We start from the raw sequence: 24370 nt of genomic DNA, 5'->3' as shown, positions 1-24370 counted from the left end.
CGAAGAAGGCGTAACGTTGTCCTCTCAGCCTGCGCTGCCTTCGCGGGTCCGCAGGGCGTGGAGCGCGATCCCGGCCGCCACGCTGACGTTCAGGGTGTCCTTGCGGCCGTATGTGGAGATCCGCAGCAGCAGGTCGCACTGTTCCCGCAGTGCGGGGGTGATCCCGGCGACCTCGTCGCCGAGCAGCAGCGCCACCTTCGGTGGCGGGGTGTACTCGGTCAGGGTGACCGCGTCGGGGTCGATCTCCAGGCCGGCCACCGTGTAGCCCTTGTCGCGCAAGGAAGACAGCAGTGCGACCAGATCCGGATGGCGTTCGAAGGGCATCGTCCGCTCCGCTCCCGCGGCGGCCTTGGCCAGTTGCCGGGTCTGGCGGTCCCGCAGTTTGGGGTCGCGCTCGTCGCCGGGGTGGGCGGGATACGGGGTGAACCCGGTGACATAGACCGTGTCGATGGCGAAGACCTCGCCGGTGCGCAGCAGTGAGCCGACGTTGTGCACCGACCGCAGGTTGTGCGCGATCACCACGATGCTCCGCTGAAGGATGTCCACAACGGAAGCATCCTAGACAAGCGGACCCGGCGCTAATCCGGGTGGCGCACCCGTTCGCGACCGTCCGGCAGCGGCCGCATGAGGGCCGCCCGCGAGGGCCCGAGCGGCGGCCAGGTCACCGGACGCCGGCATCGGTCCGGGTGACCAGGTTGAAGAACCCGGTCTCCAGGTCGCCGTCGACAGCGAGCCCGTCGAGTGGCCCGTCATAGGCCATGCTGCCGGCCACGAGCACACCGACGCGGTCACAGGTGCGGGCGACCTGGTCCAGCTGGTGGCTGGAGACCAGCGTCGTGACTCCCGCGGAGGCAAGGTTGCGCAGCAGCTCGCGGATGTCGCGCACTCCCACGGGGTCCAGGCCGTTGGTGGGCTCGTCCAGTACCAGCAGGCGCGGACGCGCCAGCAGCGCGAGAGCGATCCCCAGGCGCCAGCGCATCCCCAGGGAGTACGCCGAGACCCGGCGTTTGGCGAGATCGGCCATTCCCAGCGAGCGCAGCGCCTGCCACCCCCACTCCTCGGGGACGCCGCGCAACCGGGCGTGCACCCGGATGTGCTCCCGGGCGTTCAGGTGCGGCCACACGCCCGGTCCTTCGATGAGGGTCCCGATCTCGCGGCGTGCGTCCTCCGACAGTGGGCGGCCGAACACCGTGATCTCTCCCGAGTCCGGGCGGAGCAGACCCGCGATCGACTTCATCAGGGTGGTTTTACCCGCCCCGTTCGGCCCCAGCAGCCCGTAGACCTCGCCGGAGCGCACGGTGAGTTCGGCGCCGTCCAGGGCGGGGTTCCGGCCCAACCGCTTGCTCACCCCGGTGATACGCAGTGCCTCAACCATCACAGTTCCTTCCGGTTCACGTAACGGGAGCCGGCCACCAGGAGCACGGCGGCCAGAGCGACGGAGAGGCCGACCGCGATCGGCAGCACACTCGGGTCGTTGAGCGGGTGGCCGTCGGGCAGCGGAACGCCCGAAGCCTCGATCCCCGCGAGCGGCACGACGACACGCATCGGCCAGGCCAGCGGGATTATCCACCACACCGCCTTGTCGGCGAGCAGCGCGCCGAACATCATGCCGGCCACGCCGGTACACATGGTCGCCGTGAATCCCCACACGTGCGCGACGACCAGACACAACGCGAGCGTCGCCAGGCTGGCCAGCCACGGGACCATGCCGCCCGCCACGATCCGGGCGATGCCACCGGTCTCGCCGAAGAGCACCCCCAGCAGGCAGAGAAGGCACGTCAGCAGCATCGCGCACAGCAGGCTCATCCCCGCGAGCGCGGCGAATTTTCCTAACAGGAGCCGGCTGCGGGGGAACCCGTAGGAGTAGAGCAGCCGCCGCGCCTGGTTGTCCTGGCGTACCGCCACCCCCGCGTAGAGAGCGGTGGCCATCGGCAGCAGGACGCCCCAGAACATCAGTACGACCTGCAACCACACGTCCCACACGAACCCCTGCCGCCCCTCTGGGGACAGGGCCGCTACGAGCCCCTGCGGCAGCACCAGGCCAAGAGGCAGACCGAAAGTCAGCCACAGGGGGAACCGCCGCCACAGTCTGCTGGCCTCGGTGCTGGCCACCGTGCGCAATGAGGGAGCGTCGGCGGCCCCCTCCGGCGCGGCGACGCCTTCCTCCTTCGCGGGGTGTGCTGGGTCGATCATCGGCCCCGTTCCCTTCTGGCACCGCCGTACCGGCATCGTTGTAGTCCGTCACCCAGTACGTAGCCGGGCAGCCCCGGCCGGTTCACGGTTCGCGGTAGTGGAAAGGCCCTGCCGAACCGGACACCACCGCGGCGTATGCCGCTTCGAGGTCACAGGTCTCAGGTGCGGTGCCGGCCAGCTCCCGCGGTGAGCCGGCGAACGCGGTGGTGCCCGCGCGCAGCACGGCCACCCGGTCGCAGAGGCGCCGGACATCGTCGAGGACGTGGGTGGACAGGACCACAGTGGTCGTCCGGCAGAGTTCGGCGAGGAGCGCGCGCACGCGGTGCCGGTGCAGCGGGTCCATGCCGACCGTTGGTTCGTCCAGGACCAGCAACCGCGGCTCGCCGATCAGCGCCTGCGCGATGGCCACGCGCTGGCACGTCCCGGTGGACAGCGCACCGATCCTGGTCCGTGCTTCCAGGGTCAGTTCGAGGCGCTCCAGCACGTGCCCGGTCCGCTCGCGCCGCTGCCGGGTATCGGCCATCCCGCTCAGCAGGGCCGTGTAGTCCAGGAACTCACGGGTGGTGAGGTGCGGGTAGAGCGTCGGCCTCTCCGGCACGTAGCCCACCAACCGCCGGATACCGCGCCGAGCCGAGCCGCGGCTCATGTTGTGGCCGCCCACGACGAGCCGGCCTGAGCGGGGGCGCAGGACCCCGGCCAGCAGCCGCAGGAACGTTGACTTTCCGGCCCCGTTGGGACCCAGCAGCCCGAACACTCCGCCGCCGATGTCCAGGGTCACCCCATTGAGGGCGGGTGCGCGGCCGTACCGGTAACGCACGTCCGTGGCGGTGATGTGCACCAGACCTCCCGGCTGTCTCAGCCGCCGCTCGGGTTCGTCGCCGGCCGGGAGGCCAGCCAGGTGGCTCCGGCCAGGGTAAGGACCGCCAAGGGGAGCGACACCCCGTTGTGGGTCCAGACCGCTGCCGCGGCTGCCCCCGCGGTCGGGCCGAACAGGTCGTCTCGCCCGGCCACGACGGACATCGTCCAGGACACCGCCCCGAACGCCATCCCCACCGCCGGGGCACGCCACACAGCGCCGAACGTCGTCAGCCCGGCCCCCAGAAGGGCGGGCGACAGCCACACCCCGATGACCGAGCCGGTCTCCTGGCCGCTTCCCGGCAGCGCGGCAGCGAGGGTCGAAACCGCTGCCGCCATGAGTAGGATCGCGCCGAGTACGAACGTGAGCCGGGACAGCCACACCACCACGGGGGGTACCAGCATCGCGTACAGCGACTCGTAGCGGGGGTCGCGTTTGGGATCGCACACGGCCACGGCCCCCAGGGTCACCAGCGCCACGGTCACCGGGCCAAGGTAGGCGACGGCGCCGCTCGCCGGCACGAGGAGCACCGCGACGGCCAGCGCCGCGAAGCCGCCGACCGCCACCAACCACAGCAGCCTGGGCACGAGCACGGCTTGGCGCAGGATGACCGCGATGGTCAGCCGGAAGGCCTGACCGAGGCGAACCCCGGGTACCGGCACCGGTTCGGGCGCCGCGTCCAGGTGCGGCGCGACCAGCGCGTCGAAGGACGGAACGACGGGCTCCGCGGCCTCCTCCCGCTCTCGGAGGGCCGCGGCGATCCGGGCGGTGCCGGCGACCCTGCCCTGGCACGAGGGGCACGACTGGAGATGGACCCGTTCCGCGGCGGGCAGCGCGGCCCGCTCACGCACCCCGGCCCGGGCCACCGCCTCCTCACCCAGATGGCTCATGTCAGTTCACCCGCTCTCGGGACAGCTCTTCCGACAGCATGCGCCGCGCCTTGGACATGCGGCTCTTCACCGTTCCCACCGGGACGCCCACCACTTCGGCGATGTCGGCGTAGGGCAGTTCCTCGACCAGAGCGAGCACCACGACGTCCCGGTGCGCTTCCGGCAGGCGGCCTATCGCGGCGACGATCACCGCGTGCCCCGCCGCCGCCAGCGCCTGGCTCTCCACGTCCGCGGTGGGGTCGACCGGCTCGGGTGCTGCCCCGATCTCGACCGCGGGTGGAGTGGCGCGGCGCAACCGGTTGTGCGCCTGCCGCCGGGCGACCCCGAGCAGCCAGGCGCGGACCGATGCCGACGACCGGAAGCTTCCCGCCGACCGCCACACCGCCAACCAGGACTCCTGCAGGATCTCCTCGGCTGTTCCCGGATCGGAGGTCAGCCTCCGCAGCAGCCGGAGCATCGCGGCGGAATGCCGGTGGTACAGCTCGCGCAGCCCGTTCTCGTCCCCCGAGACAACCCGTGCGAGCAACTGCTGATCAGTGTGCACGCCCAGTACGTAGCCTCCAGTCCGCGCCCGGTTCACACCCGGCCGGCCGCGGGGCGCACGCCAGCCGGCGCGCCGGTGCCCGATTCCGGGGCGCCGGCTGGAGATCGGGGAACGCCACCTAGCCAAGTACGGTCGCCGCGCCGCCGGCCGGATCGGCGAGGCGGGTTACGTGATGTCCGTGTGGGATTGCGGTGTTTCGCGCCGCACGGCGGAGGCGGACTTGAGCACCGCAACTACCCGTTCCGCGCCGCTCGGCCGGGGGAGCGGCGCGGCCCCGCTACGGCGCCTCGGCGGCGCCGTCGAGGACGTGCGCGAGGGCGTCGAGGCAGGACTGCCAACCCGTCTCGTACTGGACGGCCCAGGGGGTGTCGGTGAAGGTGTGGGTGAAGGTCAGCCGGCAGCCGCCGCCGTCGGGTTCCAGCTCGAACCGCAGGTCATGGGTTCCGGTTTCGTCGTCGAACTCCCGGAAGGCGAAGACCTTCGACGGCACCATCTCGGTGACCTCCGCGCGCAGCTCGGTGCCCTCGTCGTCGCGGAACAGGATCGTTCCGCCGCGTTGCGGGTCGAGCCTGGCGACGCGGAACGGATACCACCGGCCAAGGTGCTCCGGATCGGTCACGGCGCGCCATACCTTGTCCACAGGGTGCGCGAAGTGCCGCTCGAAGCGCAGTTCCCGGCTGTTCTCCGCTGGATGCGCGGCGCCACTCACGAGTGCTCCTTTCCACCGGGCTCGTCCGGCATGTGGTCCAGGTGCTGGCCGAGCGCATCCAGGCGCTCGTTCCAGAACTGTCGGTACGGGGCCAGCCATTCGTCCACCTCCCGCAGCGGAGCCGGCCGCAGCCGGTACCAACGGCGCTGGGCTTCCGACCGGACCTCGACGAGGCCGGCTTCGCGCAGCACCTTGAGGTGTTTGGACACGGCGGGCTGGGCAAGCGCGAGCCGGTCGGTGAGGTCGCCCACCGCCCGCTCGCCGCCGCGCAGCAGGTCGAGAATCTCCCGGCGCCGGGGTTCGGCGAGAACCTCGAATGTTGATGCCATACAGGGAATATATCCAAACAGGAATACAAGGGCAACCAGGGGACCTGTGCGGCGGCGGGGGCGGCTCCGCCGGAAGGGCGGCCGGGCGCCGTACCGGTTGCCGGGCTCACCAGCAACGCCGGCGCCTGGTGATGCGGCCGGGAATCCACCCCGGCACCACGAGACGCCGGATTCGCTCCCGGATCAGCGCCGGGACAGCGGCAGTCGCCTCACCGGTACACGCTGCTGATGGCGCGCACATCGGCGGGCGGGCCGCCGGCGGGCCGCAGCCTTCGCCGCACCTCGCGCTTCACCCGGCGCGGCACCCCCGACCCGAGGCCGACGTACTCCAGGCGGGTGTCCGCGGTGATCCCGAGGAGCACCCGGGTCGCGCCCCGTCCGGTGATCCCGGTGTGCTGGAGGGCGAGCCGCCGGATCGGGCTGCCGGGGAGGGCCTCGGCCAGTGCACACGCCCCGTCGTCGCCGGTGGTGTTGCCCGGCGCGCCCAGGGCGTGCTGGGACGGGGGCCGGCTGAGATCCAGGGTGCGCACCCCGGCCAGTGAGTCGGCCAGTGCCGCGGCGCCGCGCGGCCCGATCCCGTTGCCACCCAGTCCGAGCCGCACGGGCCGCGCCGGATCCGCGGCGGCGGCGAGGCGGGCAACTCCCTCGTCGCCCAGGTGGTTCGCGGCCAGGTACAGCTCGCGCACCCCGCCCTGTGCGAGGAGCGCGGCCAGCACGTCGGCAGAGTCCGCCCCGAGCCCGTTGCCGCCGAGGTAGAGGCGTTCGATCGGCTCTGGCCGGGCGGTGAGCGCGTCGAGTAGGGCGGACAGGCCCTCGCGCCGCACTCCGGTGTTGACGAGGTCGAGTGTGCGGATCGCGGTGTTGTGCCGCAGCGCGGCAGCGAGCGCCGTCACCCCCTCGTCGCCGATGGGATTGCGCTTCAGCCACAGCGCCCGCACCGTGCGGTCGGGTTCCAGCGCCGCGGCCAGCGTGCCGGCGCCCTCGGCGGTGATCCGGTTGCAGCCGAGGTAGAGCGTGGTCACGCCGTGCCGCGGGGACAGGGAGTCGGCGACAGCGTGGGCGCCGGTGTCGGCGATCGCGTTGGTGCCCAGCAGCAGGTGCCGGGTATGGGCGGAGGCGGTGGCCGCGGGGAGCAGGCGTCGCGCGCCCTCGGGGCCGAGCCCTTGCTTGCACAGGTCCACCCGCCCGTCGGAGCACAGCGTGCCCCGCGGGAACTCTTCCGCGGCGCGTACCGGCACGGGGTCGGCCAGGCGGTCCAGCAGCGGCCGCAGCTCCCCCGGGTCCGCGACGGGGATGTCGGGAACCGCGATCACGGGGCAGCGTACGGAGGTCTCTCGCATGGTCACCACTCCACCGCTCGGAAGTCCTTGAGGAACCGGCCGGACACCGGTTCGCCGTTCACGCCCCGCACGATCGGGTCGTAGACCCGGGCGGCGCCGTCGATGACGTCCAGTGGCGGACGAAAGCCCGCCTCCCGCAGGGCCGTCTTGGTCGGGTGCGGGTTCTCGTCGGTGACCCACCCGGTGTCCACGCTGTTCATGTGGATCCCCGCGGCCGCGTAGTCGGCGGCCGAGGTGCGGCTCAGCATGTTCAGAGATGCCTTGGCCATGTTGGTGTGCGGGTGGCGGGATGACTTGTACGGCCGGGAGAAACTGCCCTCCATCGCGGAGACCTGCACCACGTAGCGGTCCGGCCGCGGCGAGGACTCCAGCAGGCCGCGAAGCCGCGCGGTCAGCACGAACGGAACGAACGCGTTGACCACGTGGCATTCCAGCCACTCGGCCGGATCCACCTCGTGCAGCCGCAGGCTCCAACTGTTCCGGGGGCGCAGGTCCAGGGGCTCGCCCGACTCATCCACCCGGCCCGCGGGGAACAGCGCCGGCGCCGCGGTCTCCTCCGCCCGCGGCGTCAGGGCGGTTGCCGCGCCCGCCGCACCGGTCAGTGGCCCGGCGGCGCGGTCGGCCGCCGCGATGGCCACCTGCGCTGCGCGTCCGGTCAGCGGTTCCCGCTCGCCCGCGCGAACCTCCCGGTGGTAGGCCGCGGGGCGGCGGATCGTCTGGGCAGCGTTGTTGACCAGGATGTCCAGATGGTCGAACCACTGGTGCAGGTCGGCCAGGAAACCATCGACGGCAGCGGGGTCGAGGAAGTCGACCCCGTAGACGCGCAGCCGGGAGAGCCATTCTCCGGAGTCGGGTACGGCGGTGAACCTGCGGGCGGCGTCGCGCGGGAACCGGGTGGTCACCACGACCTCGGCGCCGTCGCGCAGCATCTTCAGGGCGGTGTGGAACCCGATCTTGATCCGGCCCCCGGTGACGACGGCCCGGCGGCCCCGCAGCGAGCAACGGGCGTGCCGGCGCTGCCGGTTGTACTCCGCGCAGTCGGGACACAGGAGGTGGTAGTCCCCGGAGACCAGGCGGTAGGAGGTCTGGCACACGTAACACGGCCGTGCGGCCGCCAGCACACCCACGCTGGGCGGTGGGGGATCACCACCAGTGGCGGCGGTGGGAGCCGGTGCCTGGTCGCGGTACCGCTCGGTCGCGGCGAACAGCGCACGTTCCTCGGCACGGCCCTGGTCGCGCCGCTCGGCCTTGCGGTGCTTCTTCTCCGCGCGGTGCACGCGTCCGGCGGCCTCGCGGACCTCGGCCCAGCGGGGGTCCGCCGGATCAGCACTCGCGTGCCGCAGCACCCGCAGGCACGCGGCGACCTCCTCGGGGCCGGGCTCATCCGGGGGCTGCGGTTCGGTAGCGGTGTCCTGCCCTATTCGGGGCCTCCAACCCGAGCCGTGCGAATCGGGGGCAAGACTGGCCGGATTCGAACCGGCGTCCTCCCAAATGCGGTTTGGGCGCGACGACCCCTGCGCTACAGCCTTGCCGGGCGTCAGTCTAGCCAGCTTCGCCGGGGCAAAACCGGCCGAAACCGGCCACGGCTCGGCTCCAGAGGTGTGCGTTACTGACCAAGTGGTCATACTATTGACCATATGGTCAATACATGGGCTGGTGTGCGATGAGCGGGAACGCGCCAACCGAGGACGGGAACTCGGAAAGAGCGCCGGAGCGGTCGGCGCCGCCTCCGAGGCGGCGCCGCCGATGGGTCCGATGGACGGCGATCGTCCTGGTGGTCGTCGTTGGAGCCTGGCTGGCGATGCGGGACACCTCACCCGTGGGGCACTTCACCTCGGCCGAGGGGCATGACGAGTACGTCCGGGCCTACGAGCAGGCGATGGGGGACCTCCCGGAGCCGGACGCCACGCTCGACGTGCGAACGGACTACGGAGTCGTCCGCGTCTACCGGTTCGACGGCGCGGCTCCCGAAAAGGCCCCGTTGGTGTTCCTGCCGGGCCGGTCATCGGCGTCGCCGGTGCTGGCGGGCAATCTTGAGTCCCTGCTGGAGGTCCGTACCGTGTACGCGGTCGACCTGCTCGGCGAGCCCGGAGCCAGCGTCCAGACGCGCCCGATCCAGGGCGATGCGGACCAGGCCAGATGGCTCCACCAGGCGCTGGCGGAACTGCCCGAGCCCACGGTGCACCTGGTCGGGCTGTCGATCGGCGGGTGGACCGCCATGAACCTCGCGATCCGGAAACCGGACACCCTCGCGAGCGTCATCGCGCTCGATCCGGCCATGACCTTCGCGGACATGCCGCTGGAGACGATGGCGCGGTCCATCCCGGCCACGGTCGGCTGGTTCCCGAAGAGTTGGCGCGACCAGTTCAACTCGTGGACCGCGGGTGGTGCGCCGGTCGAGGACGAACCGGTGGCGGGGATGATCGAGTCGGGCATGCGGCACTACGCTCTGAAGCTGCCCGCGCCGCAGCGGTTCTCCGCCGAGCAGCTTGCGACCGTCGACCTGCCGGTGCTGGCGATCATCGCCGGCGAGTCCGTCATGCACGACCCGGGGGAGGCCGCGCGGCAGGCGGAGGACACACTGCCCCAGGGGACCGTGCTGACCTATGACGACGCGTCCCATGCGATCAATGGTGAGTACCCGGAGGAGATTGCCGCTGACATCGACGGGTTCCTCAGCGAGGCGGAGTGAGACGCCAGCGGCTTTCCGGTCCCGCTCCGGGCCACGGCGCGGGCCGGGGCCGTGCCGCCCGCAACACTGGGCCCGGTCCTTGGCGGCGCGGCTGCGCTGGGGCGCACCGGCAGCGTGCCCAACCACCACGGGTCAGGGCCGAAAAACGGGAGGTCGAGAGTGCCCGCCAGATCACGCGGCGTCGGCGACGGGGCGAACCGGCAGCCGACCATCACCGAGCAGGCACGGCGCACGCAACTGGTTTCGGTCACGATCGACCTGGTCGCCACGCATGGCTACGCCGGATGCTCGTTACAGCGCATCGCGGACGCCGCCGGCATCACAAAGGGCGCGGTGATCTACCACTTCTCGGCCAAGAACGCGGTCATCCGGGCCGCCTACGACGCGGTCATCGACGCACTCACCGAGCGGGTCGGGGCCGCACTGCGGGACGCATCGGGACCCGCGAGCGCCGTGGACGCCTATGTCGAGTCGATGATCGGCTACATGGCCGAGAACCCCACGCACGTGCGCATGATCGTCGAGGCACTCAGCCCCGCGAACGACACGGGCATCGACGACACCCCGGCATCAGCCGCCCGCTGGCAACCGCTCGCGGACCTCGTCGACGCGGCGGTGGCGGCCGGCGAGTACCGCTCGGACCTGGACAGCGCAACGCTGGCGATCATCCTCACCGGCGCGATCGACGCGGTCGTGGCGCAAACCCTGGCGGAGCCCGGCCACGACCTCTTCCGCGGTACGGCGGCGATCCTGGAAATGCTGCATCGCACAGCGCTGCGCGGCCAGTAGCGGGCAAGGCTGTGGGCTTCCTGCCGGAGAGCGGTTCCAGCTCCAGGGGGTGCTATATCGGTGATGGGGGTTCGTGGTGCGGTGCCCGGCGGGGCGGCGAGGATGGTGGTGGGCCGGCCCCTGGGTGATCGGTTCGGGTGCCCGGGGGTGTGGCGCCCGACGACCGGGGGTCTGGCCCGTGGCTGGGCCCGTCGGTCGTGGCTGTGGCGCCAGACTTCGGGGGAAACACGGCGAAACGGGCGGGTGTGGGTGCGGGTTCCGCGGCGAGGGTGTCCGTGGGGACATGTTCAGCGACGAGAATGTCCTCGCGGTCACTCTCGCTGCGGCCCATCGCCGAGAACGTCCGCACAGTCATCCTCGATGCGCGCCCCGCCGCCGGACGGCAGCACTGGCGCCCGCAAAGGCACGGTTCCCGCAGGGTCGCCGCCTTCGCCGCCGTAGTCACGCGCGTAACCACCCACCCCCATCACATCTAGCGCGCCGCCGAAACCGGGAGATCCGCGCCACTGCCGGTGCGCGTGCGGTATCCGGCCGGGCTGACGCCCCAGTGCCGCTTGAAGGCGACGCTGAGGGCGAAGGCATTGGCATAGCCCACCTGCCGGGCGATCGACTCGATCGTGGCGTCGGTGGTGCGCAGCAGGTCACCGGCTACGGCGATCCGCCAGCCGGTCAGATAGCTCATCGGGGGCTCACCGGCCAGTGCGCTGAACCGCCGGGCGAACGTGGCACGCGACGCCCCGACCCTCGCCGCCAGGTTCGCCACGGTCCACCGCTGGGCGGGGTCGTCGTGGATGAGCCGCAACGCCTCGCCGACTATCGGGTCGCTCTGCGCCCGGTACCAGCCCGGTGTCTGGGCCTCGGGGCGGTCGAACCACGCGCGCAGTGTGGCGGCCAGGGCCACGTCCAGCATCCGGTCCAGCACCACCTGCTGGCCGGGTTCGTCAACGGTCAGTTCGGCGGCGAGCAGGTTCAGTCCCGCCCTGCAGGTGCCCTGCCCGGGAACGATGAGCACTCGGGGCAGCGCACTCAGCAGGCGGGCGCTGACCTCGCCGCTGACCTCATAGGTGCCGCTCATGATCACCGTCGGCCCGTTTGGGCTCTCGCCGCAGGTACGCGTCGTCATGCGTAGCTCATCGGTGACGTCGACCCCGTCGGGTGTCGAGTACCGACCGCCGCTGTGGACGACCAGTTCCGGGGGCAGCGCCGGATCGTCGGCCACCGTGTAGTGGCCGGTACCGCAGATGATGGCGATGTCGCCGGTACGCATGAGCGTCGGCTCGGTGTCGTCGAGCACCAGCCAGGCATGCCCGCGCAGGGCGGTCGCCAGCGTGAGCGGCGCACCCTCGGCGACCCGCAGGGACCACGGCGGCTCCAGGATCGCCTGGTTGAGCAGGGCGCTCTGCGCCCGCGTTCCGTCGATCAGCCCACTGAGCGGGTCCATGCGCGCAGCCTAGCTGAGACGCGAAGAAATGCGGTAGAGCTTTCCAGCCATGGAGCGTCTCAACATATCGCGGTCGAATGGGAGTGTCCGGACGATCTCACGATGCGGTGAACGGGCTCGATTTCACGGGCCGGCGCCGCCGAACACCCCGGGGCAACCCTCACCACCACGTTCACACGGGAGGCAATCATGTATGCAGTCGCGGGTGCGACAGGGCACGTCGGCGGGTACGCCGCCAAGGAGCTGCTGGCCGGCGGAGAGCAGGTCCGGGTGCTGGTGCGCAGCGAAGAAAAGGGAGAGATGTGGTCGGCGCGGGGAGCCCAGGTGGCCATTGCTGACCTGGGCGACCGATCCGCGATGGCGGAGGCCCTCCGCGGATGCCAGGGCGTGTTCCTCCTGCTTCCGGCGGGCGAGCCGGAGGCGGACTTCCACACCGAGCAACGCCGGATGGCCGACGCTGTGGCCGATGCGGTCGCGGAAAGCGGGGTCCCCCACGTCGCCATGCTCTCCTCGATCGGCGCAGAACTTCCGGAAGGAACCGGCCCTTTGCTGCCCCTGAACTACTTGGAGAACCGGCTTCGCGAGACAGCGGTCGTGCTGTCGGCGCTGCGGTCGTTCCACTTCCAGGAGAAGGTCGAAACCGTCCTCGGTGCCGTCCTGGAGGCGGGAATCTATCCGAACTTCGGTGACTCGGCGGATGTGCCCAAGCCGATGAACGCGACCCGGGACATCGGCACCATAGCCGCCGAAACCCTCGTGTCGCCTCCGGACGCCAGCGAGATCGTCGACATCGAGGGCCCGCACTACACCGAGCGGCAGGTCGCCGAGACGTTGTCGGAAGTCCTCGCGAAGCCGGTTCCGGTGGTCAACATCCCGCGGGCGGCCTGGGTCGACACGATCGCCGAAGGCGGCGCCTCACGGCACTTCGCCGAGGTTCTGGCCGAGCTGTACGACGCGGACGAGCGAGGAGCCCTGCGGTCCCAGGGCGACCGGGTACGGCATTGCCAGACCGAGCTGGCGCAGACTCTCCGAAGCATCGTGCCGGTCAACACCTGACCTGGTTTCGCCGACTCACCAGGGCAGGTCGGCGAGCGTCCGGTCCCGCGGTCACCCGGGACCGGACGTGGCCGTCGGCACTCGCGGCTGAAGCCTGTCAGCATCCTTCGCCCACGCCTGAGTGCGTGTGCCTGCGGGAAACGGGTGCGCCATAACGGAAACCGGTTCCGCGGCTGCAACGCGCGCAGGAATCAGCGTCGCGGATCGGGTACGGCCCTGAGGGCGAGAAATGCGGTGGGCTCGCGCGACATACGCTCGTAGCGCTCCGGGTCGGTATCGGCCGATTCGGCTCGGGGCCGGGGCTCAAGCAGCCGCTCGATGAGAAAGCCCGCCTCACGCAGCTCCTCGCACGTCTGCTCCAGGGGCGCCAACCAGTACCGGAGCCGCCAACCCCTGCTCCACACGTCCTCGACCACCCGAACGTCGAAGTAGCTGCCACCGTGGTGCAGCCAGGTACCGGTGGGATGCGGCCGCGACAACACGAATGCCCCGTCCGGTCGCAGCACCCGCCGCAGTTCCCGGAGCGCCGCGACCCGGTCGTCGACGTACTCGATCCCGAGCGCGAACAGCACCCGGTCCACCGAACCGTCCGGCAGCCAGTCGAGCCGCTCGGCGAGGTCGTGCACGCGGAACTCGCCCGAGGGGGCCCGTTGCCGACACAGCTCGATCATGCGCGGACTCTGGTCGAACCCGACCACGCGGGCGCCGCGCGCCACCAGTTCCTCGGCGTACAGGCCCGGTCCGCATGCGACGTCGAGAACGCTGCGCCCGTCCACCTCGCCCAGCAGTTCCAGGCAGGCCGGCCGGTCGCAGTGCGCGTTGTGGATGCCACTGTGCGCATGGTCCAGGAAGTCGTCGGCGAACGCGTCGTACTGCGGATGAGAACCTACTGCGTCAGACACCTCCCCAGTATGTCGGTTCGGACATGCGTCACCACACCCCGTGCCAGATCTGGTGTTCGCGCCTCTCCGACGCCGTACGCGGGCGGCGGGTGGGCTCCGGGTGGGAGGCACTGTGGTGCCTCATCCCGGTTCGCCGGCGGTCGGGTGGCGTCGGATGGGCAGCGGACGCAGGTAGGTGAGGCACCGCCACAGCCATTCGGCCGGACCGTACCGGAAGAAGCGCAGCCATAACGAACAGACCAGCGCCATGACCAGGACATATCCGGAGGCGATGCCCAGGTGCGTGAGCTCGCTCAGTTCCCCGTCGTGACCGTCCAGTGTCAGCAGGAACACCGCGGTGCTGCCCAGATACACGGTGAGGCTCATCTGACCGAGCGGGGCGAGCGCGCCCAGGGCACGGGCCGCGGTGCGGCCGCGGTCCACCAACCACCAGACCAGTCCGAAGTACAGCAGCGCGCCGCCGATGAGGAGCACGTCGCCGCTCAGGCTCCCCAGAGCCGTCTCGACCGCGGTCCGCGGTAGCGGCATGCCCTCGGCGTCGAACTGTCGAGGGAAGGCGAGCGTGATCCCACCCAGGGCCAGGACTCCCGCCACGCTCAGCGCCACGCCCCAGACGGAGAGGCGCACAGCGAGGGTTCGGACGCTCGCCTCTCCGCCGTCGATCCCGCTCACGGCGGTGCCCCCGTCGCCCCCGGGAAGTCGGGCCAGCCACACCCCGATCGCGAAGGCCGCCAGCGTGGACACGCCGAACTGGGCGTCGAACAGCAGGTGCGGCACGGCTGCCTGCAGCGCGGCGCTGAGCGGGAGGAGTGCCGCGGCCAGCGCGAGCGGCCGCCACCGGGCACCGGTGAGCAGCAGCGGCAGCAGCGCGACGAGGACCACGGCCGCCAACGAGTAGTGGGTGAGGATGTCCCCGTCGAAGACGTACCAGTGCGCCAGCCCGAAGACCGCGAACAGCACCGCGTAGCGGCGCACCAGCAGCCACCCTGGCCGCTCGCCGCGTCGGGCCGCCGACAGCCAGGTCAGCACCGCGCCGATACCGAGTAGCAGCATCAGCAGCTCGCGGCTGCGTTCCGAGAAGAGGAGTGTTGCCGCGGCGTTGACGGCTGTCGTGCCCGGGCCGCCCTCGGTGTTCCCGAACGCCTCGGCGGTTGCAGCGAACATGCCCGCGTTCATCAGGACGACCCCGATCATCGCCCACCCCCGAGCGACGTCCAGGAACGGGATTCGCCTTCGGACCGGGCCGCTGGGTGGCGACTCGGGGCGCGCGCCCCATTCGGGACCCGCGGTGGTGGGAGCTGTGTCGGTGCGCACGTCGGCTTCCTTCTGTGGCGGGATGGGCGGTCCAAGCGTGGCGGCGTGCCGCCCCATGGCACATCGGTCGTGTGGCCGACCGGTCGGCGGGCGCTCATCGGCTGATCGGCCGATGAGGTGGGGGAGACCGGATGTCTCGCTAGCCTGGTCGCATGCGATGGTTGCTTCCCCGGGGGCGTGCTGTGTCTCCGGCCGCCGTGGACCGGATTCGCTCGTGGGCTCTGTCGGGCGGTGCGGTCGTGCTGCTGGGCTGGGCGTGGGTTGGCGACCTGCTTAACTTGGTGGGGGCCCGGCAAATCCCAGCGGCGGTGTGGGGCGGACCACCGCGCTCCGACTTCAACGTGCTTCCGGTCGTGTCCGGCGCGGTCGTGGTGGCTGTCGTGGTGGGACTGGTCTCGCTGCGGCCTGGGCGGACGGCCACGGCCGCCGGCGCGGTCGTGGCGGCGGCGGTCCCCATCGCCGCGTCGGCGATGCTGGCGCCGCTGCCCACCGGCGAGTACTTCGGCTACCCGTTCACAACCGCGGAGTTGGCGGGGCTCCTGCTGGTCTTGGCGGTCGTCGCCTTCCGCTGCGCACCGCTGCCCATCGTGGGGGTCGCCGCGGTGGCCGTGTCGGCGCTGCTGTCGGACGCGCTGCGCAACATCGATATCCCGGAGTCCTCGGAGGGCTTGCTCAGCACGGCGGTACTGGCGGTGGTCCTGGGGCTGGCGCCTGGCCTCTATCTGCGGTGGCGCGACGACCAGCGCCGTTCCCAGGTGGCCCGGGCGCGCCAGGAGGAACGCCTCTCTGTTGCCCGCGACCTGCACGACGAGGTGGCCCATAAGCTCACCGGGATCGTGGTGCAGGCGCAGGCGCTACGGTACATCGCCGACGGGACGCCGGAGCGCGCGCAGGCCGTGCTGCCGGAGATCGAACGGTCGGCTGGGCAGGCACTGGCGTCGATGCGGCGACTGGTGGCGACGCTGCGCGTCGCGGAGGATGCGCCGGTGACGGACGGCCGTGGTGTCACCGAGGCACTGCGGGGCCTGGAGCAGGCGCCGGGCGCGGGGCTCCCGCGCGTCGACGTGACCGTGTCAGGCCCGGTGGACGACCTTCCCGCGGACGTCGGCGCGGCGGTGGTGCGCATCAGCCAGGAGGCGGTGACCAACGCGCTGCGTCACGCGCGCGATGCGACCGACGTTACGGTCAACGTCGCGGTGGGAGCCGGACAGGCGAACCTGGAAGTGCGCGACAATGGCCAGGGCAGCGCCTCGTCGTTCACGGGTGGCGGAGGGCACGGAGTGGTCGGGATGGCGGAGCGGGCGCGGTTGCTCGGCGGTGAGGCCAGTGCGGGACCGGCCCGCAGTGGGCCCGGCTGGCGAGTGCGCGCGGAATTGCCCGTATCCGGTCTCCCCACGTCAGAGAAGGCATAGTGGCGATCCGAGTACTGTTGGCCGACGACCAGACCATGGTTCGCAATGGCTTCCGACTCATCCTGGAGGCCGAACGCGACATCGATGTGGTTGCCGAGGCCGGCGACGGCGTGACGGCGTTGCGCCTGGCCCGCGAGCTCCGCCCCGATGTGAGCTTGCTCGATATCCGGATGCCCGGACTGGACGGCCTGGAAGTCACCTCCCGCCTGGCCGGGCCGCAGACGACTGAGCCACTGCGGGTGGTCGTGGTGACGACGTTCGATGTTGACGAGTACGTGCACACGGCCCTCGAAGGCGGCGCGGTGGGCTTCCTGCTGAAGGACGCGGGACCGGCGATGCTCATCGAGGCGGTGCGGGCAGCGGCCCGCGGTGACGCGCTGGTGTCGCCGCAGATCACCGTGCGGTTGCTACGGCACTTCGCCGGTAAGGGCCGGCAGAGCGCCCCGGAGCCGCACCCGCACGGCCTGACCGACCGCGAGGTCGACATCGCCCGCGCGGTCGCCCAAGGACTGACAAACACCGAGGTCGCCGGGCACCTGTTCGTGTCCCTCAGCACCGTCAAGACCCATCTGGGCAGCATCCAGGCCAAGCTACAGACCCGCAACCGCGTGGAGATCGCGGCGTGGGCCTACACGAGCGGCCTGATGGCCGAGGCCGACTGAGAGTCCGGCGAGCTCGACCAGCAGCCCTATCGCGACGGCTCCGGAGCCGTTCGCGCGTCCGGTCGTTGCGCCCCGAAGTGGCCCAGCACAACGGGCAGTGGGTCCAGCAGTACGGAGACGGCAAACCCCAGGCTCAGCTGCCCCGTCTCGCAGCGGGCAGCCCGCGCGACTGACACTCGGCGCATGACTCCACACTCGGCCGTACCCGAGACAGTGCCGACGGCGCACCGCTGCTCGTCCTGCGCGGGCTCTCCGCCGGCGCGTCTTCTGCGGGCCAAGCCGCCGTGACGCCCACGCTCGCTGGCACGAGGTCGCGGCGTGGAAACCCGGAGATTGAGCAGGAGGTATCACCGAGGTGGCCCCAACGGTGCGGGGGCCAGTTGCTTCCGGTCGACGTACCATTTTTCCGTGTTTTTTCGTGAAAATAATTCTATTTATTGATGATTGGGTCAATCGCTGGATCGGTCGTTAGCACGGCGCGTGCATCCCAGATATTACCTCTATTTTATGAGTGCTCGCGTTCGGAGTTCGAAGATTGGGTACCAATCAACCGGAAATGTTGCTCCAGAGGTAGGGACTGGCGTGCGTAATGCGATCCCGGCGGAGGTCCGGGCCGAATCCGGCCGAGAGAGAAGTGCTGCCAGCGCCCTGCAGCGGCTGGGGTTCCGTGTGCTACACGTCGGTCCCACGATCAGTGTCACCGGGTCGCGCGAGTTGTGGCTCCGTGTATTCGGAATTTCGTTCACGGGCGAGGACGAAGATACCTCGCCAGGACATGGTCCCGGGTTTCCGAAGCCACAGCCCGAAGAACCAGAAATACCGTCCGGGCTGAGAGGGCTCGTTAACGGGGTTTATTTCACCGAGCCTCCGGAGTTTTTCTAGATATTTTCCTGTTCCGTGTTCGACAGAAAGGGACTGACATGCAGGCTTCCGCGACGGAGCGTGCCACGGAGACCGTCTACTTCGAGGCGGCGGTGCGTCCACGGTCGGATATCTCGGTGTTCGAGGAGCCCTCCGCCATTCAGACGGCCTCACTCGACGAACTCGCACCCCCTGTTGGGCGTGCTACGCGGGCCGCCATCGAGTTCCAACGGCTCGGCCTGACGATCCGGCACGTCGGAAAGTACTCCATCAGTGGGGAATGCTCGCGGTCCCTGTGGGAGGAGACGTTCCACACCCGGGTCGCACGGCGCACGCGCAACCTGTACGACACGGAAACCGGCGAGCCGTCCCGCGATAGGGCGGCCATCAGCTACCTCTCCCACGTCGCGGACGAGCCGTTCACCATTCCCGATTCCCTGTCCCCACTGGTCGAGCGCGCCTACCCGCAGACCCCGCCGCAGTTCCTCGGGGCACCACTGCCTCCGCAACCCTCCTACTTCCACCTGCGCGTGCCAGACGACGTGGCGCTCATCCTGCGTGCCAGCGGGGCGCACGAGCACGGTGTCACCGGACGCGGTGTGCTCGTGGCCATGACCGACACCGGCTTCTATAAGCACCCTTTCTATGAATGGCACGGCTACAACTACAACGTCACCCTCGCGCCCGACGCCATGCACATGGAGCAGGACGAGAACGGCCACGGCACCGCCGAGGCGGCCAACATCTTCGCCGCCGCACGCGATGTTGACTTCGTCGGCGTGAAGATGGGGGGTAACGCCACCTTGGCCTTCAAGACGGCGGCCGACCTGTATCCGGCGGTGATGACCAACAGTTGGGGCTACCACCTCCCCGACACGACCACACTGCCCAACTTCCTGAAGCCGTTGGAGATCGCGGTTGAGGACGCGGTCCGCAACCGTGGCATCACGGTGTGCTTCTCGGGTGGGAACGGCCAGGTCGCCTTCCCCGCGATGATGCCGGAGGTGATCGCGGTTGGCGGTGTCTACGCGCAGGCGACGCTGCAGGGGGCGGACCTCGACCTGATGGCCTCGGACTACGCGAGCAGCTTCGACAGCCTCGTATACCCCGGACGGCACGTCCCCGACGTGTGTGGCCTGGTCGGTCAGCAACCGAAGGGCATATACATCATGCTGCCGGTGCAACCTGGTTGCGAGATCGACGCCGGTCTCGCCGGTGGCACTTTCCCCACGGGGGACCAGACCACCCCCAGCGACGGCTGGGCGGCAATCAGTGGCACGAGCGCGGCCTCACCGCAGATCGCCGGAGTCTGCGCCCTGCTCAAGCAGGTCCAGCCCGGCCTGTCGCCGGAGCTCGTCAAGGCCGTGCTCAAGTCTTCGGCGCGCGACGTCCAGAAGGGCAGCAGCCACATGGGCCAACCCGCGGGGCCCGGGCACGACGGTGCGACCGGCGCGGGCGTTGTCGACGCGTCGGCAGCCTGCGCGATGGCCCGCTCCATCACCCCGCGTGACCTGAGCACCGTGCCACCGCCGCGCTGACCAGTACCCTCGACACGCCACTATTCCGGGCACTCTCGCGACCGGCTGCTCTCAGCGGCACACGACCGCACCCGAAAGAAAACCCGGTGACCAGCGTTGTACCTGGTCAACCGGGTTCCTTGGTGCTCAGTAAGGTGCCCCCTGGAGGGTTCGAACCTCCGCGGCACGGCTCCGGAGGCCGTCCGGAGGAACGCTTATGGCCTGCGGAGGCGATCTACCGCGGGAACTCCCCGCCCCGGTCCTTCCCAGTCAATGAGCGCCCTGAGCGGTTGGGCCATTGGGCAGCGGTTCCGGCGGGGAGTCCGCGCTGGCGCCGCGGGTCTCGTGCGAGTGGAGGTGGCGCAACCGGTCGCTCAGGTCGACGCCGTGCCGGAGCAGCGCGCGGCGCCGCAGGAAGTAGCCGACCGCGCCGGCGGCCAGTACCGCGCAGACTGCCGCGAACACGCCGGGCGAGCCGGCGAGAACCACCAGCCACAGCAGTACCGCGATCGCGGCACTGACGATGGCTGCCGTCTTGAGCAGGGGCATCGGCAGCCGGTACATCGAGTGCTGGTAGTGCTCCGGGAAACGCTTGGGCAGGTTCCACAGCGCGAACGCGGTCACGACGTTCCCGTACAGGATGATCATCCCGAGGAAGGTCGTCAGAAGGACGACGTCCGGCGTGAAGGCCGCGGCCACCATCGGGGGGACGACCAGCACGGCGATGGCCCGGTGCGGCACGTTCGTGCGCGGGTGGAGCTCGGCGAGCTTGCTGGAGAGGACCTGATCCCGGCTCGCCCGCATGAGCGTGCGCGAGTAGGAGATGATCAGCGAGTTCACGGTGGTCAGTGCGCCGAGGATGGCAGCACCGGCGACCGCCGCGCCGACCACGGGAGGCAGAAACCGGCCCGCTGCCTCGGCGATGCCGCCGCCTCCGAACTCGGCGAGGTCCCGCCAGGAATCGAGACCGGCGAAGACGCCGACGAGCCCGATCGAGAGCAGCACGGCCAGCGCCATCCCGATCGCCAGCACCCGGGGGATGTTCTTGACCGGATCCTTGAGCTCCTCACCGAGCTCGACGATCATCGAGTATCCCTGGAACGGGATATACAGCGAGACGATGGCGAGTAGGAAGGGGCCAACCCCGGCCGGCATGAGCGGGCTGTAGTTGCCGAGGTCGACCTGGCCCGCGCCCGGCAGGATGAAGGCCAGCGCGCCAAGGAAGATGCCGCACACCATGGCGAACTGGATGCCGGTGACCAGCCGCACGCCGCTCAGGTTGAGGACGAGAAAGGCCAGCAACACACCGGTGGCCAGGATGCCGGCATGTATGTCGACGAAGAAGCGGGTGAACTCGGCGAAGCCCACCGCGGTGAACAGCAGCGTCGACCAGATCGCCGGGATGATCGCGCAGAGCGATACGAACCCCCAGAACGGGCTCACCAGGCGCGACGGGTAGACGTACTGGCCGCCCGCGACCGGCATGGCGCCGCCGAGCTGGAGTAACGCGAGTATCGAGAACACCATGGGGATCGCGGTGAGGGCCAGCGCGAGCGTGATGCTCGGTCCCGCGACGCCGATCAGCTCGCCCGGCAGGACGAAGACGCTGATGCCGACGACCGTACCGGTCATCAGGACCATGCCGCCGAGAGGCCCGATCCTCCGGCCCATGGGTTGGTTGCCTGCGGAGGGCTCCGCCATTCGGTTTTCCTCCTGCTCGTCGCGAAGTCGGCACGAACGCAACCAGACGGTTGCCGGTTCGTGTGCCCCGCAGGCGATCAACGAGGCCCCGACCGTGGCTTCCGGTGATGTGGACCTGCGCTACGTTGACACCGACTAGTCGGTATGTCAATGAGGATTGACCGGAGGCACGGCCGCTACGTTCCTCGTACCAAGCGGTAGAAGGCGATCACCTGGGCATCCGATGAGTACCGCCGCGGTCGGGTATCGGCGGAACCGGTGATTACACGGACGGGTTCCCTGGCGCGCCTCTGGCGCCGGGTCGGGGCCCGGCGGGCCTTGGCTGTGTGCGCTTCGGCGCGCTGCGATCGCCCGCCGGCACCGCCGGACTAGCAACAGAGGGTGTGCGAGCCTCGGGCCAAGGAACCGGCCGCCACGCGCGCCACTGTCCATGACGCGATCAGCAACGGCAGGCCGGCCGCCACGAAGAACCTGATCCAGAACCTGGTCGCCGAAGTACGCATCACCGGCCGACGCGCGGTCCAGCCGGTGTTTCGCGTACCGCTCCAGCGACACGGCGAAGCCTCCACAAGTGGGGAGGAGGTTCGCGCGATGTCGGCAAGGTGCCCCTTACCCGACAGAATACGAACCTCCAGCCTGTCATCGAGGGGCCACACATTGAACTCCTCCCAGCGCACACGAAGGTTCGCCGGGACGGCTACTTCGGCTCCGGCAGCGACAACCAGGGCGCGGGGGAGTGATCGCGATGGACATCTCCCACTGAACCCGCTGTATTAGCATCGCCGCGGTCGTGCTGCTGGCGGGAGCCGCGAACGTGCTTGCGTTGTTCCGCGTGGTCCAGTCGATGCCGCCGCGGGACAAGGTGCTCACGATCGCGTTCGCGGTCTGCGCCGCGTTCACCGTCGGCGACCACCTCGCGTTCACCGCGAACTTCCAGCTCACCATGGTCGTCCCGCTCGTCCTTGGCAAGCTCGCCAGCGGCATCAACGGCGGCCGGCCATTCCCCGGACGCCGCGGATGAGGTCCCGACAACCCGGTGACACCAACCGTGTGACCAGCGTCTCCCGGTGTCAGGGGCCGGGCCAGTGCGGGACCGTGACCTGCCTCTTCGCGTCGAGAAAGAACAATGTAACTCTGAGAAATATTCTTTTTTCGGTGGTATCCGCCCTAGGCTGCCCGAGACCGGCCTGGGCGGATCCACTGAGAAGGATGATGGGAATCGACAGCGAGAAAATTCTGCATGGTGAGCTGACCCTGACCGAAAAAGAGAGCCGTCATATCGGCGACCTTTCCCTGAAGGTCGCGAAGCGACACTCATCGATGTCCGCCGGGTCATTTTTCACGGAAACTCGAGAAATGGCCCGTGATATTCCTCAACGTGTTCAGGACTTCCTTGTCGAATTCAAGCGCGGAGCCAGGTTTGACTACTGTGTGATCAGAGGGCACTTAGTCGACGATGACCGCATCGGGAAAACTCCCGCGGACTGGCGGTACCGCCCCAGGCCGAATCGGGAGTTCCCGGAGGAGATACCGCTCCTCTTCTACAGTCACCTGATCGGCGAACCGTTCACCTGGCCGACCCAGCAGAACGGGAACCTGGTCAACGACGTCTTTCCGATCAGGGGTTACGAACAGGAGCGACTGGGAAACGGAAGCAAGCTTCCACTCACCTTCCACACCGAGGACGCCTTTCACTCGGGGCGCGCTGACTACCTTGTTCTGGCGTCCCTGAGGAATCCGAATTCTGTTCCGCTGGTTGTCTCACGGCCGGATCCAGGCGAGCTGAGCGAGCAGGATCTCGATCTCCTGTTTAAGGAGAATTTTCGAATAATTCCGGATGACTCGCACCTGCCGGAGAACAACGCGGACGAGTCCGGCCACCCGGATCGGAATTTCGAGGATATCGAGAAGAGGTTTCGTGACCGGGAGTCGACGGCCGTCCTGTTCGGCTCCAGGGAGCGCCCCCTGCTTCGGTTCGACGCCTCCCACATGGAACCCCGGGGCGACGATTCCGTTCGCGCGTTCCGGGCGATGCACGAGAGCATGGAGAAGAACCAGGTCGAATGCGCACTCGACGTGGGTGACCACGTCATCCTGAACAACCATCGTGTGGCGCACAAAAGGAATTCCTTCGTCGCGCGCTACGACGGAACCGACCGTTGGTTGAAGCGGATCAACATCAGGGCAGCCTAAGGGCTCTCTCGTAAATGGTCGGTGGGTGTGGCACCAGGTGGTGAGCGGATATTCGCGAGACTACGACGTGCCGGCTATGGCAGCCTGTGGGCATGCCAGAGCTGCGCGTTCATGCAGGCCGTCACTACGCCAACTAGTTCCACTACGCCTTGCCGGACGGATGCCTGGTGTGTGGAGCTGAGCGAGGCCGTACCGGCCCCGGCTGCGTGGGCTGAGACTCCCTACGCAGAGACTCACCTACCTGGAACTGTCTTCGTGGTGGCCGTGATACCCGGCGAGGACCCGGGTATGGAGCCGACCGTCCACATCCACGACGAGCACGTCGTCCCCTACGAGATCATGTGCTGGTTCATGGAGCAGGTGGCCGAGCAGGTTGAACGCTGCCGCCTCGCTTTCGAGCAGGGAGCACCTGAAGCAGTGGAATGATCACGCAGTGACTGGTGTGCTCACGGCGTCGGAGCCTTTCCGGACATCCCCGTTCAGCGGACTGAGCCCGCGGCAGTTCGGCAAGCTGATCACCGTGTTGCGACACGAGGGCGCGCAGGCCCCGTGTGCAAGGGACGGCCGTGGAGCCTACCGCCGTAGGACCGGGTCCTGCTGGTCGCTGTGTACTGGCGGAGGAACCTGATATTGGTGCAGTCAGCAGTGGAGCGAACCGCGACGCTGGTGCTGGAGGAAATCCGCGGAAAGGGCCGCACATCCGTGGACGGCGCAGGGAGGCGGTGCGGGTGGGGTCCCACGCGGGCCCTACCTGGGACCCAGGTGGGGCTCCTCGATCTGCGATCTGCAGCCTGAATCCTTATGACCTCGGGTTTTGCTGTGCCCCCTGGAGGATTCGAACCTCCGCACACGGCTCCGGAGGCCGGATGGCGCTTCGTCGTGGATCCGTGCCTGACCTGCGGTGGAATCGGCGTCTCGCGGGTCCGTTCTTCCAGGGATTCCGCGTATGTTCCGCCACGGAAGGGAAGA

At 69.5% G+C, this 24370-nt stretch carries 23 protein-coding genes, 1 tRNA gene and 1 pseudogene; 10 read left to right on the top strand and 15 right to left on the bottom strand.

The genetic code is table 11. From position 1 onward, the window contains the following. Window positions 1-24: 24 nt before the first annotated feature. The 11 genes from F4561_RS22545 to F4561_RS22495 form a co-directional block, all read right to left on the bottom strand. A complete protein-coding gene (locus tag F4561_RS22545) occupies window positions 25-546 on the bottom strand; it encodes a TrmH family RNA methyltransferase (RefSeq protein WP_184581337.1) in 522 nt (173 codons plus the stop codon). 115 nt (window positions 547-661) lie between these two features. Beyond that, complete coding sequence (locus F4561_RS22540) at window positions 662-1375, bottom strand: ABC transporter ATP-binding protein (RefSeq protein WP_184581336.1); 714 nt, start codon at window positions 1373-1375, stop codon at window positions 662-664. Next, a complete protein-coding gene (locus tag F4561_RS22535) occupies window positions 1375-2193 on the bottom strand; it encodes a lantibiotic immunity ABC transporter MutE/EpiE family permease subunit (protein WP_184581335.1) in 819 nt (272 codons plus the stop codon). Before F4561_RS22535 ends, F4561_RS22540 begins: the two co-directional genes overlap by 1 nt. Before the next feature lie 82 nt (window positions 2194-2275). Next, a complete protein-coding gene (locus F4561_RS22530) occupies window positions 2276-3031 on the bottom strand; it encodes an ABC transporter ATP-binding protein (protein ID WP_184581334.1) in 756 nt (251 codons plus the stop codon). Between the two features lie 17 nt (window positions 3032-3048). Further along, window positions 3049-3939 carry an anti-sigma factor family protein gene (locus F4561_RS22525; protein ID WP_184581333.1) on the bottom strand — a complete coding sequence of 297 codons (891 nt, stop codon included), beginning with the start codon at window positions 3937-3939 and terminating at the stop codon, window positions 3049-3051. A gap of 1 nt (window position 3940) precedes the next feature. Next, complete coding sequence (locus F4561_RS22520) at window positions 3941-4483, bottom strand: RNA polymerase sigma factor (RefSeq protein WP_184581332.1); 543 nt, start codon at window positions 4481-4483, stop codon at window positions 3941-3943. A 277-nt stretch (window positions 4484-4760) separates the two neighbouring features. Next, the gene (locus tag F4561_RS22515; protein WP_312885454.1) at window positions 4761-5192 is read right to left on the bottom strand and encodes an SRPBCC domain-containing protein; all 432 of its coding nucleotides are present in this window, start codon (window positions 5190-5192) and stop codon (window positions 4761-4763) included. Beyond that, a complete protein-coding gene (locus F4561_RS22510; protein WP_184581330.1) occupies window positions 5189-5521 on the bottom strand; it encodes an ArsR/SmtB family transcription factor in 333 nt (110 codons plus the stop codon). The genes F4561_RS22515 and F4561_RS22510 overlap by 4 nt, the downstream gene beginning before the upstream one ends. A 209-nt stretch (window positions 5522-5730) precedes the next feature. Next, window positions 5731-6861, bottom strand: coding sequence for a leucine-rich repeat domain-containing protein (locus tag F4561_RS22505; RefSeq protein WP_184581329.1), 1131 nt, complete (start codon window positions 6859-6861; stop codon window positions 5731-5733). A gap of 2 nt (window positions 6862-6863) precedes the next feature. Further along, entirely contained in the window at window positions 6864-8207 is a 1344-nt protein-coding gene (locus F4561_RS33385; RefSeq protein ID WP_312885453.1) for an SDR family oxidoreductase, read from the bottom strand. Window positions 8208-8317: 110 nt separating this feature from the next. Then, window positions 8318-8390, bottom strand: a tRNA-Ala gene (locus F4561_RS22495). Between the two features lie 245 nt (window positions 8391-8635). Between F4561_RS22495 and F4561_RS22490 the strand changes: the two genes are divergently transcribed. Next, window positions 8636-9553 carry an alpha/beta fold hydrolase gene (locus F4561_RS22490; RefSeq protein ID WP_312885452.1) on the top strand — a complete coding sequence of 306 codons (918 nt, stop codon included), beginning with the start codon at window positions 8636-8638 and terminating at the stop codon, window positions 9551-9553. Window positions 9554-9712: 159 nt separating this feature from the next. Next, complete coding sequence (locus tag F4561_RS22485; RefSeq protein WP_184581328.1) at window positions 9713-10342, top strand: TetR/AcrR family transcriptional regulator; 630 nt, start codon at window positions 9713-9715, stop codon at window positions 10340-10342. A gap of 472 nt (window positions 10343-10814) precedes the next feature. Here the strand turns inward: F4561_RS22485 and F4561_RS22480 are convergent, their stop codons facing one another. After that, window positions 10815-11783 carry an AraC family transcriptional regulator gene (locus tag F4561_RS22480; protein WP_184581327.1) on the bottom strand — a complete coding sequence of 323 codons (969 nt, stop codon included), beginning with the start codon at window positions 11781-11783 and terminating at the stop codon, window positions 10815-10817. A 189-nt stretch (window positions 11784-11972) separates the two neighbouring features. Between F4561_RS22480 and F4561_RS22475 the strand changes: the two genes are divergently transcribed. Continuing rightward, window positions 11973-12839 carry an NmrA family NAD(P)-binding protein gene (locus F4561_RS22475; protein ID WP_184581326.1) on the top strand — a complete coding sequence of 289 codons (867 nt, stop codon included), beginning with the start codon at window positions 11973-11975 and terminating at the stop codon, window positions 12837-12839. A 191-nt stretch (window positions 12840-13030) separates the two neighbouring features. Here F4561_RS22475 and F4561_RS22470 read toward each other — a convergent pair whose 3' ends face one another. Next, window positions 13031-13741 (bottom strand): class I SAM-dependent methyltransferase, encoded by a 711-nt coding sequence (locus F4561_RS22470; RefSeq protein ID WP_184581325.1) that lies wholly within the window; start codon window positions 13739-13741, stop codon window positions 13031-13033. Between the two features lie 120 nt (window positions 13742-13861). Further along, a complete protein-coding gene (locus F4561_RS33800) occupies window positions 13862-15055 on the bottom strand; it encodes a DUF418 domain-containing protein (RefSeq protein WP_184581324.1) in 1194 nt (397 codons plus the stop codon). Window positions 15056-15207: 152 nt separating this feature from the next. Here F4561_RS33800 and F4561_RS22460 point away from each other — a divergent pair, with 152 nt between their 5' ends. The 3 genes from F4561_RS22460 (at window position 15208) to F4561_RS22450 (ending at window position 19528) form a co-directional block, all read left to right on the top strand. Then, window positions 15208-16467: a sensor histidine kinase gene (locus F4561_RS22460; protein WP_184581323.1), complete on the top strand. Its 1260-nt coding sequence runs from the start codon at window positions 15208-15210 to the stop codon at window positions 16465-16467. Next, window positions 16467-17129, top strand: a complete 663-nt coding sequence (locus F4561_RS22455) for a response regulator (RefSeq protein ID WP_184581322.1) — start codon at window positions 16467-16469, stop codon at window positions 17127-17129. Before F4561_RS22460 ends, F4561_RS22455 begins: the two co-directional genes overlap by 1 nt. A 920-nt stretch (window positions 17130-18049) precedes the next feature. Then, window positions 18050-19528, top strand: a complete 1479-nt coding sequence (locus F4561_RS22450) for a S8 family serine peptidase (protein WP_184581321.1) — start codon at window positions 18050-18052, stop codon at window positions 19526-19528. A 249-nt stretch (window positions 19529-19777) separates the two neighbouring features. On the opposite strand, the gene F4561_RS22445 is transcribed toward F4561_RS22450, so the two are convergent. After that, window positions 19778-21208: an APC family permease gene (locus F4561_RS22445; RefSeq protein ID WP_184581320.1), complete on the bottom strand. Its 1431-nt coding sequence runs from the start codon at window positions 21206-21208 to the stop codon at window positions 19778-19780. Window positions 21209-21998: 790 nt separating this feature from the next. Here F4561_RS22445 and eutH point away from each other — a divergent pair. The 4 genes and pseudogenes from eutH to F4561_RS22425 form a co-directional block, all read left to right on the top strand. Beyond that, window positions 21999-22229: an ethanolamine utilization protein EutH gene (gene eutH, locus F4561_RS22440; RefSeq protein WP_221445584.1), complete on the top strand. Its 231-nt coding sequence runs from the start codon at window positions 21999-22001 to the stop codon at window positions 22227-22229. 29 nt (window positions 22230-22258) lie between these two features. Beyond that, entirely contained in the window at window positions 22259-23401 is a 1143-nt protein-coding gene (locus tag F4561_RS33795) for a TauD/TfdA family dioxygenase (protein ID WP_184581319.1), read from the top strand. Between the two features lie 288 nt (window positions 23402-23689). Next, window positions 23690-23827 carry a hypothetical protein gene (locus tag F4561_RS32095; protein WP_221445583.1) on the top strand — a complete coding sequence of 46 codons (138 nt, stop codon included), beginning with the start codon at window positions 23690-23692 and terminating at the stop codon, window positions 23825-23827. A 7-nt stretch (window positions 23828-23834) separates the two neighbouring features. Then, window positions 23835-24046: pseudogene (locus F4561_RS22425) on the top strand (IS5/IS1182 family transposase); the annotation flags it as partial. Window positions 24047-24370 lie beyond the last annotated feature (324 nt).

The organism is Lipingzhangella halophila (assembly GCF_014203805.1).
Taxonomy (GTDB): Bacteria; Actinomycetota; Actinomycetes; order Streptosporangiales; family Streptosporangiaceae; genus Lipingzhangella; species Lipingzhangella halophila.
The sequence above is the reverse complement of the archived record's forward strand: the minus strand, read 5'-3'. Positions and strand labels throughout refer to the sequence as shown.